Raw genomic sequence first — 16,685 nt, forward strand, 5'->3', positions numbered from 1 at the left:
CCGAACCACGAGGCCGCCTAAATGGCGGCCTCTGACAATCTACGCCTGCAGGTCATCCTAGCCGCCGTCGACCGCGCCACCGGCCCGTTCCGGCGCGTGTTGAGTGGTAGCCGCGGTGTTGCCACCGCACTGCGCAATCAGCGTGACGCGCTGCGGCAGCTCAACAGCCAGCAACGCGATATCGGCGCCTACCGCGAGCAGGTCGCGATGGCGCAGCGCGCCAAGGCCGCGCTCGACGCGCAGCGACAATCGGTGCGCACGCTTGCCCAACAGATGAAAACGGCCGGCACGCCTACGGCGGCAATGAATGCCGAGTTCGAGCGGGCCGTTCGCACCGCACGCGAACTCAAGGCAGCACACGGCGCGCAGGAGGCCGGCTTACAGCGCCTGCGCGGCCGGCTGGAGACGGCCGGAATCAGCACCCGCGAGCTCGTCACGCACGAGCGCCGCCTGCGTGGCGAGATCGAGAGCACCAACGCCGCCATGCGCGCCCAGCAGCAGCGCCTGGTGGCGATCGACACTGCCCAGCGTCGCAGCGCCCGCATCCAGAGCGCTGGCCTGCAGGCGAGCGCCTACGGTGCCGGCATGGCGTTCGCCGGCCAGCGCTGTCACACGCCCGCTAACTTCCAGTGCCGGACCCGGCGAGCAGGCTATCACGCCCGCCGGAACTGGCTTTGACATCGCTGCAGGCAAGGACTGCAGCGCGATCGCCACGCTCTACGTTACGCACGATGCGGTCGTGGTGGTGGCAGCGCTGACCATGGGGCACCACAGCAGCGCCACACAGCGGTGGGAGCGCCGCCGCGGCCCCGGCAAGGGCTGGAAGTTGATCAGCGGCCCGCAACTGTTCACCAGCGAAGCCGACCAGATCAGCAATGCGCTGGCCGACTTCATGGACGATCTGGACTTTCCGTTTGACCTGGCCAACATGCTGCCGCGCCGGCCCACAGCTGCCGCCGAAGCCGCGATCGCCGCTGCTGCGCTGGAGGTGGCCCATGCTTAATTTGGCCCTGATCTTGATCGCGCCAACGATCGGCGGTGCGCTGCTGTATCGGCTGTGGCTCACACGCCCGGCGCGCACTGCACACATCGGGCTGGCCGTGGGGCAGATCCCACAGCGCCTGCGCCGTCGCCGCGCTATGGCCGTGCGCCGGGCGGTGACCCATGGCTGAGTCGATTGTTGTTTGCAGCCCAATGGGTAGCGGTAAGACGCTCAACGCTGACGCAATCCGCCAGGCCTACGAGCTAAAACGCGTGGTCGAGTTGGATGAGCGACTGCAGCGCAAGGGGGACGACTGGCAGCTGGCCCAGCACGACGTGCTCATGTTGACCAATGACCGATTGCTGGCCGAACTGACGGCGCAGCGTCTGCGCATTGAAGTGGTTGCCATCGCCGATGCGCGTGTGCGTATCGGCTGTGCTTGGAGGTCGCCACGATGACGCTCGATCGCGTGATTGCTGTGAGCCGAGCAGCGCAACACTACGGTGGCCCCGGCCCATTGTCGACGGGCGAGGCCTTGACCGCCGCATTGGTGCTCAACCGACACGACTGGCTTGCAGATATGGACTACACCATCGCTCAGGCGCTTGACCGGATTGACGAGGACACCATCGCGCACCTGCTCCAGGCAGAGCGTGCGATCGGCTGTGGCGCAGAAGCCGTGGAGGAACGCCCGCGATGACTCAACGCGAGATATCGCATGCCGAACCGCTTCCCGCCTGTAGGGCCGGTCACGCGGGCCGACACATCGTCGACAGCCGCCGTCTGCAGGCCGGTGGCGGGCATGCCATCGAATGCCGGTGTGGGCGCACCAAGAAGCACGCCGACTTCGCCCAGGCACTGGCCGAGTGGAAGCGTATGCACCGCATCCGCATGCCACGCCAGGTGGCGCCTGCCGACAGCAACGTGGTGCAACTCGGCCTGCGCCTGCGCGGAGGCGACAGCCGGTGAGCAACGAGGACACGGAAGCGCACAGGCGCCAATGCGAAGCGCGCTACTGGCTGCGACAGGGATACACAGACGTCAGATCTGTCTCCCTGCTGCAGCAGCTGATCGCAGCCAAGCGCGGTGACCAGGCGGCGCTGGAGCTGCGCGACGAGATGCGCGAGCAATGGAGGAGCCGCCGGCAGTGGCAGCAGGAACAATTGCTATGACGGGGCGAATCCTGCATTTCGCAGACCTGCAGCGCATCTGTTCGCCGGACGGCCCAGCCCCGCGCCTCTTGGTGGTCTGCCGCTGGGCGGACCGCGAGGGCATCCGCTACCGATATGACCGTAAGGGCAGGATCTGGACAACGATTGACGCAGTGAACGCCGCGCTTGGCATAGCCGAGCCTGCGGCCAACCAAGAAAATGCCATGGAGCTGATCTGATGGGACGCGGTAGAAAACGGAAGTTCAACCCAGCTATTCCGGCACACATTGACCAGGCCGCACTGCCGCAAGGTGTGTATTGGGAGGATGGCCGCTGGTACATCATCGAGTCACATCCTGAGGGAGGCCGTCCTAGAAAAAGGACGGTCGCACACAAGCATTCGCGCCTCTCAGAACTTCATGCGATTGTGGAATGTGCACGGGGCGAGGTCGAAAGAGGCACTCTGGCCTTCTTGAATGAGCGCTTCCACCGATCCACCGAGTTCAAGGCGCTCGCGCCAGGCACTCAGAAGGACTACAAGCAAAGTGGCCGAGCAGCCTGCGCCTACGTGCTGAAAGACGGTAGCCAGCTTGGGCGAATGCAGGTGGCCCGGATCAATGTGCCTGCAATGCAGCGCTTGGTGGAGACGCTCGCAGCAGGGCGTGAGGCCACTGCCATGCAGCCTGCAATCGAGCCGCGCCCAAGCAAGGCCAATCACGTGCTTCGCTACCTTCGTCGCCTATTTGGTTGGGGAATCCGGTTTGGGTTATGCGAACACAACCCGGCCAAGGGCGTACGTCAGGCAAAGGAAGTGGCGGCTCACACGATGCCAGAGCAGGATGCCTTCACGGCGGTATTGCGGTTTGCACAGCAGCGCGCCACCTTCGAGGCGCACACCAAAGGTAGCGTGTCGCCATATCTGCATGCGGTGATGGTCCTGGCCTACAACCTGAGGCTGCGTGGGGCTGAAGTGACCGATCTCACTGACGCGCATGCCGGCGAGCAAGGCATCCTGGCGACGCGGCGAAAGGGCTCGCGCGACAACGTCACGCTCTGGAACGGAGAACTGCGCAGCGCGTGGGAGTGGCTGATTGAGTACCGCAGGCGGACTATGGCTGCGCACGAGCGGCCCATCCCCCTGAAGCCGGAACAGCGCCGGCTGGTCGTCAGCCAATCGGGCACGCCGTTGACAAAGTCAGCGCTCGACAGCGCGTGGCAACGCATGATCAGGCTCGCCATTCGGGAAGGCGTGATCGAAGAAGCCCAGAGGTTCAGCCTCCACGGGTTGAAGCACCGTGGCATCACCGATACGGAGGGCACTCTGGCTGACAAGCAAGAAGCTGCCGGCCACAAAACGCAGGAAATGACCCAGCGTTATTCGCACAACGTGCCAGTCGTAAAGCCGCCTCGCCGGACCTCGTAGGGCGCGGCGTTGCCCCGATCACTTGGCCGTGGAACAGCGTTCCCGGCCATTATTTTCCCGGGAATTTTCCCGGAAGCACAAAAAAAGCGCCTGCGGCGCTGTCTAAGTTGCTGATTGTAATGGTGGGCCGTGATGGATTCGAACCATCGACCAAAAGATTAAAAGTCTTCGGATGCCACTTACTGCCGCAATGGTTTCTGGCCATTCAGCGCTCCGCATTTAGCAGGAATGCTAACGATTTAATCCCGCGTTTGCGCGGCCTTATAGCGCGATTGCGGAGCGCGGTATCTGCTCCTGCGGCGAGTCTCAGCGTATGAGTCTGCTGCTGTCCATCCTGGGGCCCATGCCACCAAATCCACTGCCTCCCGCCTGCCGCTGGGTCTCCGTGACCGCAGATAGCGCGCTCATGCAATTCAACTACGGGACCGTGGCGCACATCTCTGGCGGGACGGTCTGGCTTTCCTGGCGCGGATCCCGAATATCGGCGCCACAGACCGGCAGCATTCGGCAATCGATGATGTTCGCGGAGCGGTGGATCGCCGCGCGCACCGGCCTGCCAGGGGTTAGGAAGGCACCCAGGAAGACCGGCGCGGGCGAGTGCATCGCTTGGAAGGCGGTGCAGCGCGCGGCCACCCGCGCCATCAATGTGGATATAGCCAATTGGGGGCCAACCGACGCTGAGATAGATGCGATGGAAGCAATCGGCTCAACGACGATCACATGGGGATAGAAGCCGGCTCGGCGCTGCTCAGGCGCCACGCGGGTGAGCGGCCCATGGCCCCGCGTCCGGCAGTTGCAGATTGGCACTGCAGTGGGATTCAGCATATCGGGCTGAACCGCACCAAGGGGTGGGGTTTTTCCTCACCGAGGCTGTGCGCCACGCCTGCAAATGAACGTTTTTTCCGGCGCGCGCGCCAAGCATCTTGGTGACGCGCCGAGATGATCTCGCGCCGCCGGCGCTGACCGGCGCAGCACATTCGGAGATCCGTGATGCACACATTCCTAGCCACCGCCGCCATGGCGCTGCTTGGCGCCACCCTGCCCGCCTTTGCTGCTGACCCGCCGCCGGTGAAGTTCGGCCAGGCCACCGAGTTGCACCAGGAAACGTCGGCCGCCGGCGAGAGCCTGGACGCCTTCGTGATTCGCATCGCGCCGCGCGCCCGCGCCGTATCGGTGAGCACTCGGTCTGTCGTGTGCGGTGAGATCTCGGGCACGGGGCAGTACAGCGTGACCTTCAAGACCGACGGGCGCCAGGACATGTGCACGATGCGGAAGAACTCAGCGCCCTACGTGCTCGTCAATGGCATCGCCAAGGACGCGCGCGAAGACCACATCCCGGCCATCTACTATCGCCGTCCCGGCTACCTGATCACGCCGTGGAGCATCAAGTTCCAGGACCGCACCGGTGTGCGGCGCGTGGCCCCGGCTCAGTAGTTGCGGACGTTGAGCAGCAGGCAATCGACCTGCATGGTGCCGTAGGTTCCCGAGGGCGCAGGGGGATTGCCCTGCGTGCCCTCGGCATGGTCGTAGTAGGTGTTGATCCCCTTGGCCGACGCGACGCCTGGCGTGTAGCGCACACCGGCCACGTAGGCCAAGCGGTCCATCACCCAGTTTGGACCACCACCAATGACGCCACTCACGATTGTGTAGGACGCCCCTGTGTGACCAAGCGCAATGGCCACTCCGTCGCCCTGGGTCGGGTAATCCGTCTGACTGGTGCCGGCAGTGGTACGCATGCGCCCGATCACCCTCATGTACTTGTAGCGCGAGTCGAAGGCAATGCGACCCGTGGCCGGGTCTCGGAACCGCACACCTTTGCTCATCACGAAGGCCATTTGCGCCACGTCGGTCGTGTCGAAAACGTAGTACTGGATAGCCGTATTGGCCGTTTCGCACACCAGCTCGAAGGTGAAAGTGTTCCCACTCTGGGACCGGCTCCGCAAGCCAACGAAAGCTGCACAGGTGACGGCGATGAGAGGTGAATTGCCACCGCCAACTGTGACGGTCGCAAAACCGATGCCCTGGTTTGGATTGGCCGCATTGGCGCCTGCAGCGATGACCGTCCCTTTCTGCTTCAGTGCGAGATTTTCGTAGCGCGTGTCGATCTGGATAATGTTCCCGCCCTCGGGCCGGATCCGCACGCCCAAGGCCATCAGTACCTCCCGTAAGTGAGCACGCCGCCGATCTGCGTGCCCTGATTGCTACCGCCGCCGTAGTTCCAGCTGATCGTCCCGGCCTGATCATCCACAGTGAAAAGTGGCGCCTGGGCAAACTGGGCGTTGCTGCTGGCAGAGAACCAGTAGTAGATCTCGTTGGTGCCGAGAGCAGGGACCTCTACCGAGCCGCTCGAGCCAGCTGAGATACTGACCGCACCGAATTTGCTGGTGATGCGCGTCGAGATGTCGATCAGGATGTTGCCATCCGGATCTCGCTGACGGATGCCGCGCGCCATTAGAGCAGCTCCCCAGCTTCGAACAGCGCCACGGTGCCGGCTGCATTCCAGAAACGCAGCGCCTGCTCGTTGAGGGTCATGAAGCCGCCGTTATTTGCGCCGTTCATCGAGAGCGTGCCGTTCTTGTCCAGCTTCCAGCGCGGCTGGCCGTTGGCGCCCACACCATTGGACTGGATGGTGTCGCCGATCATGGCGTTGGTGATCCAGGCATTGCCGATGAGCGCTTGGTTGATGAAAACCTGCCCGCCCTGGATGACGAATGGCGACGTCACCAAGTTGTTGGCGACGTTGATCACCGCGAAGCGATCGGCCTGCATCAAGATCTGACTCTGAAAGCTGCCGTCCTGCTGCTGCTCGACGCCGACACCCATGCCAGCCATGTAGATCTGCCCGGCACTGGTGATCTGCGCCTTGACGGTGTACGTCGCGCTGATCCTGCCATTGAGGTCGACGACAGTCTGACTGGCCTGCTGGACGCTCGCAGATACGTCGCCGATGGATGCCTCCACCGTGTCAATGCGACGAGCCTGTGCGCGGTCGCCCTCAGCGATGACCGTCTGCCATGTGCGCGTGCCAGCAAACACGTTGCGGTCGCCCGCATGCCAGTCTCGGTCGCCTGCGTGCCGATTGCTGATCTGGGCCACCAGGCCGTCCGTGCGTTCCCCGATGGCTGCGAGGCCGCTCTCCGGGTCATTGATCTGCAGCTTCAGCGAGTTGACCTCGCCCACGATGGCACCAGCCTCGGCGATCGCGTTGCCAACGTTCTGCCACTTCGTGCCCGGCGGCTCCTCGTTGCCCGGCTCCGTTGGCACCCAGCTCCATATGATCCCGCCCCGCACGACCGTCTGCCCGGTGCTGTAGGTCGCCCCTTCGTCCCACACCAGCGGCACGAGGTCGCTGATGGACTCGATCGGAAGGCGAAGCTCCTGCGACAACTCGGTCAGGCCGATCTTGCCGGCCAGGTACGCGAGAATTGCCGTGGCATCGGTGCTGCTCTCCCCCATGACGCCGTTGGTCAGCGGATACCACGGACCGATGTTCCCGCTTCGATCCACCAAGCGGCCCCAGAAGAAGAACCGCGCGCCTGCGGCCAGGCCGAGCATTGAGTGCTTCGCCTGCGGGTAGGCGAAATCGCCAAGCTTGGTTGCCGCCTCCAGATTGTTGGCCGGGCTGTGCCAGATCTCGGTGCGCTCGGTATCGGTAGCGCCTTGCGGGAACGACCAGGACAGCTCAATGCCGAAGATGATGCCCGCGGCGGTGAGGCTGGCCAGCGAAGGTGGCGGCTCGGTCTTGCCGGTGATTTCGGTGAGCGCGGACATCGCCGGCATGGACACCGCATTGAGCGCGTTCACCGCGCGCACGCGCGCAAGGTATTGCCCGGCATAGATGCCGCGCACCTCCAGGTTGCTGGTGGTCGCGCGCCCGGCTTTCACCCAGGCCATGTCGTCCCGCCGCCATTCGACGTCGTAGGCGATGGCCTTTTCGGCTGGATCCCAGGCAATCGTCAGCACGTGCTGGGCAATGCCCTGCTCGACAAAGCTGTGCGACGACAACCGCACGTTGGTGGGCGGCGGCTGCAGGCCGGGCGGGATGATGCTGATCGGCGGCAGCTCGACACGCGCGCCATCGTCGATCGCGGCGAACTTCTGCGGGACGTGCTCCAGCGCGGTTATCTGGTAGGTGATGGCGTTCTCGGTCCCGTCGCCATCAGCGACTGCCAGGACGCGGAACATCTGCAAGGCGAGTTCGGCGGTGGACACCGCCCATACCGAGGTGGCCACCGGCACGCTGTCCCACGGCACTGCCACGGAGACGGTGCTACCAGCGATGCCGCTGATCGTCCGCCCCTGGCTGCGGCCATTGCTGCCCAGCACGCGGATCGTGTCGCCCACGCTCAGCCCCGGCGGCACCACGTCGAGATCGACGGAGTGCGCGCCGGCAGCCTTGATTCGTCCGCCATTGCGGCGCCCGGCCCGCTTCGGGTCGGCCACTTCAATGATGTCGCCAGGCTGCGGGACCACGCCCTCCAGGCCCACGCTGAACGAGACGGTTTCGGTCTCCAGGTTCTCGGTGTACAGGATGTGCAGCCCGATGCGCTGCGCCTGCGCACGCGACGTGCAGCCCATGGCTGCAACTTCGACCTGCTGGATGCCGTAGCGGGCGATGCCCGGCCGATACTCGACCGTCTCGACCTTAGCTCGGCCAAAGTCATCCGGGTCGTTCCAGGACACCAGGGCGACCGTGTGGCGCACCTTGCGCGCTGAGCCGGAATACACAAACCGACCTTCGATGACGTTGGTCTGGTTGAACGTGTAAACCGGATCCTGCGGCATGTCCGCCGACGCGAGCACTTGCCCGGCGGCGTAATAGGTGATGCCCCGGAACACCGCGGCCATGTCCTGCAGCATCTTGTAGGCGTCCTGCCTGGTCTGCAGGTACATGTTGCAAGTAAAGCGCGGCTCCTGCCCGCCCATACCGTCGCTGACCATTTGGTCGCAGTACTGTGCGATCTGGTAAAGGCGCCACCGGTTCACCCATGCGGCCGGGATCCGGTGACCGAGGCCATATCGGTCCTTAGTGACCATGTCATAGAACACCCACGCCGGGTTGTTGGTCCAGGCCGGCTTGAAGCTGCCATCCCATATCCCCGTGTAAGTCCTAGCGTCAGGATCGTAGTTGCTCGGGACCGATACGATCAGCCATTCACCCCAATAGGCACGAGACGGGATGGCTTGGAACTGGCTGGCATCTACTTCCAGCGCCCCGAGCGCGCAGTTGGGATAGCGCAGCTTGGCGTCGATGATTTCCGTCATCGACTGGACTAGCGTGGTGTCGGCGATGACAGCGCTGTTGGCATTTGGCGTCAGGCGCCGAACCCGAATCTGCCACTGGCTGCCAGCGGGAAGATCTACACGGTGGCTGCGCTCGTAGAGGGTAGTGGTCTTGCCGGTGAAGGCATTCGAAATCACCGTGTTGAAGGCGCCGCCGTCAGTGGCCACGTCAATTGCGTAGCTGACGCTGTAGCCCTCAATGTCGCCGTTTGTGGTGTTGGTCTTCTGCAGCGCTTGCACCGCAATGCGCACGCGGATCGCGGACAGGTCTGGATTGGTGAAGCTACGCACGACGGGTTGATCGCCGCGCAGCTCTACATTCACCGAGTTCTCGTTCTCAACGCTCGGGAAACCTGCCAGGTGCTCCTGATCCTGGGTGCCCATCCGAGTTTCAAAGCGGACGCCTTGGAAATTGAACGATCCATCCTCTCCCTGTAGTGGCGTGCCATCCAGAAATACCGACCTCGCCCCGTTGATCAGCCCCTTGACCTCTCCCTCGCTCCATAGGTCGATGATTTTCGCGTACGCGATCGACTGCAAACTGTCAGGCGTCTCCACGGGAGTCCGCGCGGAGCTCGCCCCTTTCTTAGCTCCGTGCAGCACTGGGGCTAGGTCCTGAGCATCCCCACTCATTGCTGGTCCTCGGCGAAGATGCCTCCGCTGATGACGGCCGACCCAATCCAGCAGCGGCCGTAAGCGAGAGGGACCGGGTTACCCTGGGCCTGGACATTCACAGGCCCGTTGAACGCATAGCTAGGTCGGTTGTCGGGGCTGTCCTGCGTCCCCAGCCCCTTCTGCGTTGGGGAAAGCATCTGCACCACGCCGCCGATGACCATCGCGATGCCAGCGTTGGTCAGGGGGACACCCACCACTCCCAAGCCATAGGCGCTCAGCACCAATCCCGCGACTATCAGTACTGCGCCCACGATCGTCTGCAGCACACCTCCGCGCTTCGAACCCTGAAGCACCGGAGCGATGCGGATTGCATCATCGCCGGGCGGGTCGTGCAGCTGATCCTCGGACAGGTTGCGGCGGCCATTGAACACGGCGAACGTCAGGCCACGGTCCTTGGCGCCCATCAGGAACGCCTGGAAGCCGGGAAGCTGCACCGACAGTGCGCTGATCGCCTCGGCCGGCGATGCTACTGCCAGCCGAAACTCCTTGCCGAACTTGGCGCGCAGCACGCCGTACAGCCGAACGACACGCACCTTGGGCACTGCATGCATGCTCATGCAGCACCGCCGGCGGCGAGCTTGTGGCGCACGACACGCACGGTGCGGTCTGCCCAGTACCCGCCGTAGGGCACGCGCGCGGACAAGCGGTCCGCGAGGTGGTGCAGCATCTGTCCCTCGCCCAGGTAGACGCCCGTATGGTTCGGCACCGGCGCACGGACCTGCATCACGATCATGTCGCCGCGCTGCGGATCGTCCTGAATCTCGAAGAAGCCCTCGGCCTGCAGCCGCTCCAGCGCGTAGAGGTCGCCACCGTTGTTCCACCAGTCGTCAGCGCGTTCGTACTGCGAAAGTTCGATGCCCAGCTCGCGCGAGTAAAAGTCGCGCACCAACGTGTAGCAGTCGAGCACGCCGTGGGCGAACTGGCGCCCCACCAGCGGCGCGACGTATCCGCTCGGCTGGATGGTCTGCACCTCGCCGCACTCCGGCACGCCGTCGATCTGTCCAACACTGATGATGTGCCAGGTCAGACCACTGGCTTCGCACATCGCCTTGTCCGCATCCGAAGCATGCGCCGACGCGTTGGGATGGCTGTGCACCAGCGCCACAACCTGGCCGGCATCCTCCGCAGCGGCATAGTCCTCGGCCGGCAGGATGAAATGCTCGCTGGGCGTGTTAGCCGCATTGCGGCACTGCCGGTAATGCTCCCCGACGTCCGAAAGCACAATCAGCCCGCAGCACTCGCGCGGGTATTCGGCCGCGGCGTGCGCCTGGATGGCCAGAAGCGTTGCGTGTTCCATATGGTCGCCCATGAAAAAGGCCCGCACATGGCGGGCCTTGGTGTGATGGATGGAAGCCGCGCGCTACGTGCGCAACAGGCCTGCCGCCGGGAAGCCGCCGTAAGGCAGCGGGTTATTCGCGCCAAAGCGCAACTTGCAGGAGCGGACCTTGCCGCCGCAGACATCCAGAGACGGATCGTTCACCGGGTTGTCGTTGATGTCAGCGACAGGCGGGCCGTTGTACCCGCAGTACGGGCCGCGGTAGCCGCCGCGAATGATCCAGCTGCAGGTGTTGGCGATGATCTGGCGGCCGGGCAACTGCTCACCGTTGAGGTCCGCTGCGGTGGCCAGCTCGAACTCGACCACCTCGTGGTCTTCGCTGACCTTGCGCTCGATAAACCAGATCTCGTCTGGGAAATGCTCTTCGGGGTCAGCCGTTGGGTTCCCACCGGCGAAGTTCACCGGGTCAAGATATTTCGCCAGCGTCTGCCGACGAACAATGCGCGCGCCTACCAGGTCGTCGAACAGCAGACACAGCGCTGTGATGGTTCCGTCGACGTTACCCACGCGCAGGCGCGGGTTCGGCGGCTGGTCGCTGGTGCGTTCGAAGCCGGTGGCCTCGACCGGCCAGAGGTCGTAAACCTGTCCCTGCCATACGATCGGGGTGCTCTGGAGGTGCGCATGGAACAGCAGCGAGTCGGCGCCGAGAGCGGTAGCATCAAGTTCAAATACCGTGACGCGCCCGCCCGGCTCCAGCGTCTGGATGTCGGCAAGGATGCTCATGAAGGCCAGCCGGCGGCCACGTCATAGGATTGTAGGGACTCGAGCGATTCCAGGGCTTCGATGGCCTCGTGGTGAGCACGCTCAGCGCTGAAGCAGGCCTGCACATGCGCACTGATTGCCGCTGCAATGCCGCGGATCTCGGCGAGCGTCAGCGTCACCCAACCGCTATTCGCCTTGAAGTCGACCTGATCCACCGTGCCCAGATCGGCGGCGGCAAGCACCGTGCTGATGCGGTTCTGGTCCTCCGTGGTGCTGCCGACCTGCACGCCACCGATCGTGACGCCGCCGGTCTCGCATTCCCAGCGTAACTGCGTGGCCCGCGCCTTCGCGGCCTGCTTCAGCCCTTCCAGAGTCCTGGGCGGACCGATCAGGTGCTCAGGGAACTCCAAGGAGAGCACCTCGCCTGCCTGCAGGTCCGATGCCTCGCTGATCGCGCGGAAGCCTGCGCCATTGATTGCGTACATGCCTGTCACCTCTCGAATCGATAGCCGCGGCAGCGATGGAACGAGCTGTTCCCCGTTGCGTCATATGCGTAGGTGTAATTTCGCGAAGCATCCAGCGGAAGCTCCGGATCGCCCGTCCCTGGTCCTACGACTGCCAGATACCCAGAAGGCGGAACAGGGCCCTCGCTATTGCTGAGCAGCACGTACGCACCGGAGGATCCGAAGTTAAGCAACGACAGAAGCACCGAAACCGCGGTGACTGGTGTCGCGTTAGCGGCGGAAACGGTCGTGGCCGTCGTGGCCGCCACAGCGCTGGCGAGTAAGAATGGCGCCGAATTGATAGACGCAACCCAGAAGACCAATCCAGCTTCAGCGTGGTGAGTGAATCGTGTCACGTCGGTTCCGCCAACTCGAAAGCTGAATATGTAACGCCTCGAAGCGTCACCCGTCTTTGTGCGCGCCCGGCCGGAGTAGCGCGTGCTCGGCGCAGTTGTTGACACCTCGATCGAGCCGGCCGCCGTCAGATAAAGGTGCGCAAACGTGTTGGATGGCACCCCCGAAATGGGAACAGTGGTGTCCGTTGCCAGAGCAACGATCCGCTGAACGCTCGGAACGAAGGCCGCACCGGGGAGCACCCTCAATGTGGCCCCATTGACCCACTCAACGCCGAGGCCAGTTCGATAGGAAGTGAACTTTTCGCCGAAGAGCTCCAGCGTCATCTCGTTGACTTTTCCGAAAGCAGTAAAGGCGTCGTCGCCGATGCTGCCGTCCGGATTGACAGTCGTTTGATCGATTGCTTGGCGTGCCATGCAGTGCCCTTACGGCTGAAATTGTTGTTCGAAGGTGGCCGACAGCGTGTAGTTGCCCCCGCCGTGAGCGACCGGGTTGTATGCGGTGCACTGGTAGTACCCCTGCACTGACAGCGGCGGTGTCCACAGGAAGGACCTGCCAGCGTGCGCATCGAGGAAGGCCGAGATCTGCTTGATCAGATCCTCCTTGCCGACGCGCGAAATGTTCCAGACCTGCCGCTTGGGATTGATTCCGTCGGGTGATGTTTGCCGATAGCCATCGCCGAACTGCGCAGCACGCACCGCGAGCGTGACATTGCCGCTGGCCTCTGTGCGGACCGGCCAGGTGAAGACCTCAGCCACGGGCGCCACCTGGCGCGAAGAGCCCGCCCGGCCGCATCTGCTGCTGCAGCACGCGCACAACCATGGGCTGGATCATTTGGTTGAGCGCGCGCAGCATGTCGCTCTGGTCGCCCTGCGTTTCGCCGCTGGCACTGCCGTCGCTGTTGATCACGTAGTTCGCGTTGAGTGTCAGCCCGCCGCCCATCCCTGTGGTGGCGTCCGTAACCGGCCGGCCCGCAGTGATCGGCACTACGCGGCCGCCCTGGTTGCCCGGGATCATGTAGGTGCGGCCGCCGGCCTCGTACATCTCCGGCCGGCCGCCTTCGCCCACTTCGTACAGCGCGCCAGCGGCGACCGGACCGCCGCCCGCGCGGCTTCCTGCAATCGCACCACCGATCGCCGCCACCCAGCTGTTCCCGGAGCTGGCGGCCATCGTGCCCAGGGCCTTCAGCAGTTGAGAAGATGCCAGGTCCGCCAGCATGCGCTGGATGGTCTTGGCGAACCCCTTGGCCATGCCGCCCAAGCCTTCCTCGAATGGGTCGAACAGGAAGTCGGAGAAAGCGCCTTGCGCGCTGCGTGCGGCCTCCAGGCTGAACTCTTTGATGACGTCGCTGCTCTCCTTGGTCTTGGCGATCATGCTGTCGTAGCTTTCGCCGTAGATGGCTGCGTAGTCATCCATCGCGTCCTTTGTCGCAGCGTAGCTCTCCAGGAGCCGGGCCTGCTCCTCGCTCAGCGCGCCGAACGCGCCTGCTCGGATGTCGTAAGCAACCTTGGCGGCCTCGCCGATCTGCCCATGCAGCGCCAGCTCGCGCTCCAAGCTCGCGAGGTAACTGTTGACCTTCTCGTCGGTCGAACCGTATATCGCCGCAATGTCTTCGTTGACGTCCTTGATCTGGGCGAGCTGCAGCAGGCTTTCCGCCTGCCCACCGGTAATGCCCTTGAGTGAACCGCTCTGGATCTCGTAAAGGACTTTTGCGTATTCGGTGTTCTGGCCGGTGAGCGCCAGTTGCTTGGCCAGCTCCGCCGACATCGCGGTGTAGGTCTTCTGAAGCTCGGCCGCAGCCTTGCCCGCCTCCTTATCGGTGTATTCGAAGGTTGCCGTCTTGGCGGGGCGCACCAGCGCTGAATCGTCCGGGAGCGCGCCGTTCTCCAGCAGCTTGACCTCTGGGCGATTGCGAGCCGTGATTTCGCGCTGAAGCCTCATACGCTCTGCAATCAGATCGTTGATCTGCTGCTGGCGCTTCAGCTCCTGCCCGTCGGTCAACGGAAGGCCGAAATTACCGGTAGTGCGGCTGCGCGCTCCATCAAGCCTTTCCTGCACCCTAGCCATTTGCGCGGTCAGTGCCCCCGTGCTGGCGTCACCGATCGCGCTCCCTGTGTCGAGACCACGCAGCTCCTTCACCCGTCCGATGTAATTGACCATCATGATGACGCCGTTCGCCATCTCGGCCGTCAGCCCGCCGACGAACTGCGTGATCGAAACGAATGCGGATTTGGTACTGTCCGAACCGAGAAAGGCGGTCAGCTCCTTGACCTGCGGCAACAGCTCCGCGCCCACCTGATTCTTCAGGCCTTGGAAGGCCAGATCCATCTCGGCTGTCTGGGCGCGCAGCTCCTTGATGGACTTCGTGGTCTGCGCATCCAGCACGACGCCCAGGCGCTCAGCCTCGTCGCCCCACTTCCGGAAACCCTCGCCGTTCTTGGCCAGAAGCGGAGCCAGCAGCGTGGCGTCGCTGGCGATGGCCTCCAGGTAGAAGATCATCCCGTCCTGCGAGACACCGGCCTTTTCCAGGGCGCTGTAGTACTTCTGCAGCGCCTCCGGGCCGCTGAGATTGCGGAACTCCTTCGCCGTCAGGCCGATCTTCGGAGCGATGTTGGTGAAGAAGTCCTGCAGCTCGCCGCCACCGCTCTGCAGGAACTCGCCGATCTTCTCCTGCGTGTCCTTGAAGATATCGGTCAGCTGATCCTGCGCCACACCCACTGTGCTTGCGCCGGCGGCAAGCCGCTGGAAGTTCTGCTCGGTGGTGCCAGAGATCCGGGCGAACTTCTCGACCTCGCCGGCGAGCAACGATAGCTCACGGGTCCAGTTGAGCATGGCGGTGCCAGCAACGGCCAGGCCGCCGACGACCGCCCCGCCGATCTTCGCGAAGCTCGATGCCACCAAGGCAGAGGTGGACCTGGAATCGTCGCCGACATTACGGATGGACCGGCGCGCACGGTCGGTATCGGTCTCGAAAGAGCCCGTCCGCATCAGCAGGTCGACGATGATTGAACCGGCAGTTGCCATCAGGGATTCCTATCAGCGGTCGAAGCCGAGCGCGCGCAACATGTCGCGGTCGGCATCGCTTAGCTCGGGGTCGGTTGGTTCTGGCGCCAGGGCAGAGAGCACCTGGTCGAACTTGCCGCCCATCGAGGCGGCGATGATCGCGGCCGGGCGGTGGTGCCGGTGAAGATCGTCAAAGGGATATAGCGAGTAGTAGGTGCGCCATCCGGATAGCTCTCGTTCCGGCATCGCGTCGATCTCGGCGAGCGTCTTCCCCAGCGCTAGAGCGAGGGTGTATCGGAACCACTCGCCGCTTCCTCGGTCGGCAAGCTCACGTTTCCCTGGTAACTGTGCACCCCGCTGATGGCAGCAGCGAAAGCGATCTGCACCGAGAATTTCAGATTGCGGGCCTGTTCCAGCGTCAGCGCAGGCTTTCCGTCTTCCGTGCAGACCGCCTTGGCGATGATCCGCGCCATCGAGTCGGCCTGCTTCTCGGGGTCTTCGCTGGTCTGCCCTGACAGGAACGCGCGCACGACACCGGCCAGCTGCTCGCGGATATGGATGGTGTGCTCCTTGCCGTCTGCGAGCTTCACCTGGCGCGTGTGCACATCGGGCGAGACGAACAGCGAGGCATCGAATAGCGGCGGCGCGGTTTGGACGGGATTGGTCATTGCGATATCCGTGGGTAGTTGTGGGCCGGCGCGGAGCCGGCGCCACAGGATGGAATCAGGCCGCCAGCGGCTTGCCGTAGCGCGTAACGCCGCCGCTGCGCTGGACGATGACCGTGCCGCGCACGATCTCGTTGGTGGCGATGTCGATGTTCACGTCGGCCACGTAGCCCTTGAACGCGAAGCCCGAGCGCGCGGTGGCCAGCGGCGGCACAAGCGCGTCGTCAACGCTCAGCGTGGGCGCGGCGGTGCCATCGCTCAGACCGATGTACCAATCCACCACCTTGCCGCTGTCCTTCAGCGCAAACAGCGCGTCGTGCGATGCGTTGCTCGGGATGTAGTTGAACGGCATCGACACCTGGCCGGGATTGCCCAGGCCGCGTTGGTAGGTCCGGTCCGTAGTCGCATCGAGGCAGGTGTCCTCGATCTGGTCGGCAGCGCCGCCCAGACCTGACGCACCGGTGGGACATGCGAACTTGGTGATGGCCGGGCCGCCAGCGGCGTCCGGATCGACGAAAAACAGGTGCGTGCCCTGGGTCTTGACGACGCCCTCGGTCATGGCTGAATCCTCATGTGTGCCGCGCGAGGGCGGCTGTGTAGAAGCGACC

General features: G+C 64.0%; 23 protein-coding genes and 1 pseudogene. 11 read left to right on the plus strand and 13 right to left on the minus strand.

Annotation, left to right across the window (positions count from 1 at the left end; all coding sequences use genetic code 11):
• Nucleotides 1-21 precede the first annotated feature (21 nt).
• From FHY19_RS03895 to FHY19_RS03945, 11 genes and pseudogenes are all read left to right on the plus strand, one after another.
• Nucleotides 22-606: pseudogene (locus FHY19_RS03895) on the plus strand (phage tail tape measure protein); the annotation flags it as partial.
• Nucleotides 578-1,003: a hypothetical protein gene (locus tag FHY19_RS22365; RefSeq protein ID WP_326521104.1), complete on the plus strand. Its 426-nt coding sequence runs from the start codon at nt 578-580 to the stop codon at nt 1,001-1,003. The pseudogene FHY19_RS03895 and the gene FHY19_RS22365, both read left to right, overlap by 29 nt.
• A complete protein-coding gene (locus tag FHY19_RS03905) occupies nt 996-1,172 on the plus strand; it encodes a hypothetical protein (protein ID WP_259161863.1) in 177 nt (58 codons plus the stop codon). Before FHY19_RS22365 ends, FHY19_RS03905 begins: the two co-directional genes overlap by 8 nt.
• Nucleotides 1,165-1,440 carry a hypothetical protein gene (locus FHY19_RS03910; protein ID WP_259161864.1) on the plus strand — a complete coding sequence of 92 codons (276 nt, stop codon included), beginning with the start codon at nt 1,165-1,167 and terminating at the stop codon, nt 1,438-1,440. The genes FHY19_RS03905 and FHY19_RS03910 overlap by 8 nt, the downstream gene beginning before the upstream one ends.
• Nucleotides 1,437-1,682 carry a hypothetical protein gene (locus FHY19_RS03915; protein ID WP_259161866.1) on the plus strand — a complete coding sequence of 82 codons (246 nt, stop codon included), beginning with the start codon at nt 1,437-1,439 and terminating at the stop codon, nt 1,680-1,682. The genes FHY19_RS03910 and FHY19_RS03915 overlap by 4 nt, the downstream gene beginning before the upstream one ends.
• Nucleotides 1,679-1,951, plus strand: coding sequence for a hypothetical protein (locus FHY19_RS03920; protein WP_259161869.1), 273 nt, complete (start codon nt 1,679-1,681; stop codon nt 1,949-1,951). Before FHY19_RS03915 ends, FHY19_RS03920 begins: the two co-directional genes overlap by 4 nt.
• Entirely contained in the window at nt 1,948-2,154 is a 207-nt protein-coding gene (locus FHY19_RS03925) for a hypothetical protein (protein WP_259161871.1), read from the plus strand. Before FHY19_RS03920 ends, FHY19_RS03925 begins: the two co-directional genes overlap by 4 nt.
• The gene (locus tag FHY19_RS03930) at nt 2,151-2,372 is read left to right on the plus strand and encodes a hypothetical protein (RefSeq protein WP_259161873.1); all 222 of its coding nucleotides are present in this window, start codon (nt 2,151-2,153) and stop codon (nt 2,370-2,372) included. The genes FHY19_RS03925 and FHY19_RS03930 overlap by 4 nt, the downstream gene beginning before the upstream one ends.
• Nucleotides 2,372-3,556 (plus strand): integrase, encoded by a 1,185-nt coding sequence (locus tag FHY19_RS03935; RefSeq protein ID WP_259161875.1) that lies wholly within the window; start codon nt 2,372-2,374, stop codon nt 3,554-3,556. Before FHY19_RS03930 ends, FHY19_RS03935 begins: the two co-directional genes overlap by 1 nt.
• A gap of 313 nt (nt 3,557-3,869) precedes the next feature.
• Nucleotides 3,870-4,286, plus strand: coding sequence for a hypothetical protein (locus FHY19_RS03940; RefSeq protein ID WP_259161876.1), 417 nt, complete (start codon nt 3,870-3,872; stop codon nt 4,284-4,286).
• 260 nt (nt 4,287-4,546) lie between these two features.
• Nucleotides 4,547-4,990: a hypothetical protein gene (locus FHY19_RS03945; protein WP_259161878.1), complete on the plus strand. Its 444-nt coding sequence runs from the start codon at nt 4,547-4,549 to the stop codon at nt 4,988-4,990.
• On the opposite strand, the gene FHY19_RS03950 is transcribed toward FHY19_RS03945, so the two are convergent.
• From FHY19_RS03950 to FHY19_RS04010, 13 genes are all read right to left on the minus strand, one after another.
• A complete protein-coding gene (locus tag FHY19_RS03950) occupies nt 4,984-5,709 on the minus strand; it encodes a hypothetical protein (RefSeq protein ID WP_259161879.1) in 726 nt (241 codons plus the stop codon). The two genes, FHY19_RS03945 and FHY19_RS03950, sit on opposite strands and share 7 nt — an antisense overlap.
• The gene (locus FHY19_RS03955; RefSeq protein WP_259161882.1) at nt 5,709-6,008 is read right to left on the minus strand and encodes a hypothetical protein; all 300 of its coding nucleotides are present in this window, start codon (nt 6,006-6,008) and stop codon (nt 5,709-5,711) included. The genes FHY19_RS03950 and FHY19_RS03955 overlap by 1 nt, the downstream gene beginning before the upstream one ends.
• Nucleotides 6,008-9,397: a host specificity protein J gene (locus tag FHY19_RS03960; protein WP_259161891.1), complete on the minus strand. Its 3,390-nt coding sequence runs from the start codon at nt 9,395-9,397 to the stop codon at nt 6,008-6,010. The genes FHY19_RS03955 and FHY19_RS03960 overlap by 1 nt, the downstream gene beginning before the upstream one ends.
• Before the next feature lie 71 nt (nt 9,398-9,468).
• Nucleotides 9,469-10,071 (minus strand): tail assembly protein, encoded by a 603-nt coding sequence (locus tag FHY19_RS03965; RefSeq protein ID WP_259161893.1) that lies wholly within the window; start codon nt 10,069-10,071, stop codon nt 9,469-9,471.
• Entirely contained in the window at nt 10,068-10,823 is a 756-nt protein-coding gene (locus tag FHY19_RS03970) for a C40 family peptidase (protein WP_259161894.1), read from the minus strand. The genes FHY19_RS03965 and FHY19_RS03970 overlap by 4 nt, the downstream gene beginning before the upstream one ends.
• 51 nt (nt 10,824-10,874) lie before the next feature.
• On the minus strand, nt 10,875-11,573 hold the full coding sequence (locus FHY19_RS03975) for a phage minor tail protein L (RefSeq protein ID WP_259161899.1): 699 nt from the start codon (nt 11,571-11,573) through the stop codon (nt 10,875-10,877).
• Nucleotides 11,570-12,037, minus strand: coding sequence for a DUF4376 domain-containing protein (locus FHY19_RS03980; protein WP_259161901.1), 468 nt, complete (start codon nt 12,035-12,037; stop codon nt 11,570-11,572). The genes FHY19_RS03975 and FHY19_RS03980 overlap by 4 nt, the downstream gene beginning before the upstream one ends.
• A gap of 5 nt (nt 12,038-12,042) precedes the next feature.
• Nucleotides 12,043-12,825, minus strand: coding sequence for a hypothetical protein (locus FHY19_RS03985; protein WP_259161903.1), 783 nt, complete (start codon nt 12,823-12,825; stop codon nt 12,043-12,045).
• 9 nt (nt 12,826-12,834) lie between these two features.
• Nucleotides 12,835-13,167, minus strand: a complete 333-nt coding sequence (locus FHY19_RS03990) for a phage tail protein (protein ID WP_259161905.1) — start codon at nt 13,165-13,167, stop codon at nt 12,835-12,837.
• Entirely contained in the window at nt 13,160-15,433 is a 2,274-nt protein-coding gene (locus FHY19_RS03995) for a hypothetical protein (protein ID WP_259161906.1), read from the minus strand. Before FHY19_RS03995 ends, FHY19_RS03990 begins: the two co-directional genes overlap by 8 nt.
• Nucleotides 15,434-15,445: 12 nt before the next feature.
• Nucleotides 15,446-15,658, minus strand: coding sequence for a hypothetical protein (locus FHY19_RS04000; RefSeq protein ID WP_259161907.1), 213 nt, complete (start codon nt 15,656-15,658; stop codon nt 15,446-15,448).
• 32 nt (nt 15,659-15,690) lie between these two features.
• Complete coding sequence (locus tag FHY19_RS04005; protein ID WP_259161913.1) at nt 15,691-16,080, minus strand: phage tail assembly chaperone family protein, TAC; 390 nt, start codon at nt 16,078-16,080, stop codon at nt 15,691-15,693.
• 55 nt (nt 16,081-16,135) lie between these two features.
• Nucleotides 16,136-16,636, minus strand: coding sequence for a phage tail tube protein (locus FHY19_RS04010; RefSeq protein ID WP_259161914.1), 501 nt, complete (start codon nt 16,634-16,636; stop codon nt 16,136-16,138).
• Nucleotides 16,637-16,685: the final 49 nt, after the last annotated feature.

Origin of the sequence: Xanthomonas sp. 4461 (genome assembly GCF_024806475.1) — a bacterium.
Classification (GTDB): domain Bacteria; phylum Pseudomonadota; class Gammaproteobacteria; order Xanthomonadales; family Xanthomonadaceae; genus Xanthomonas; species Xanthomonas arboricola_F.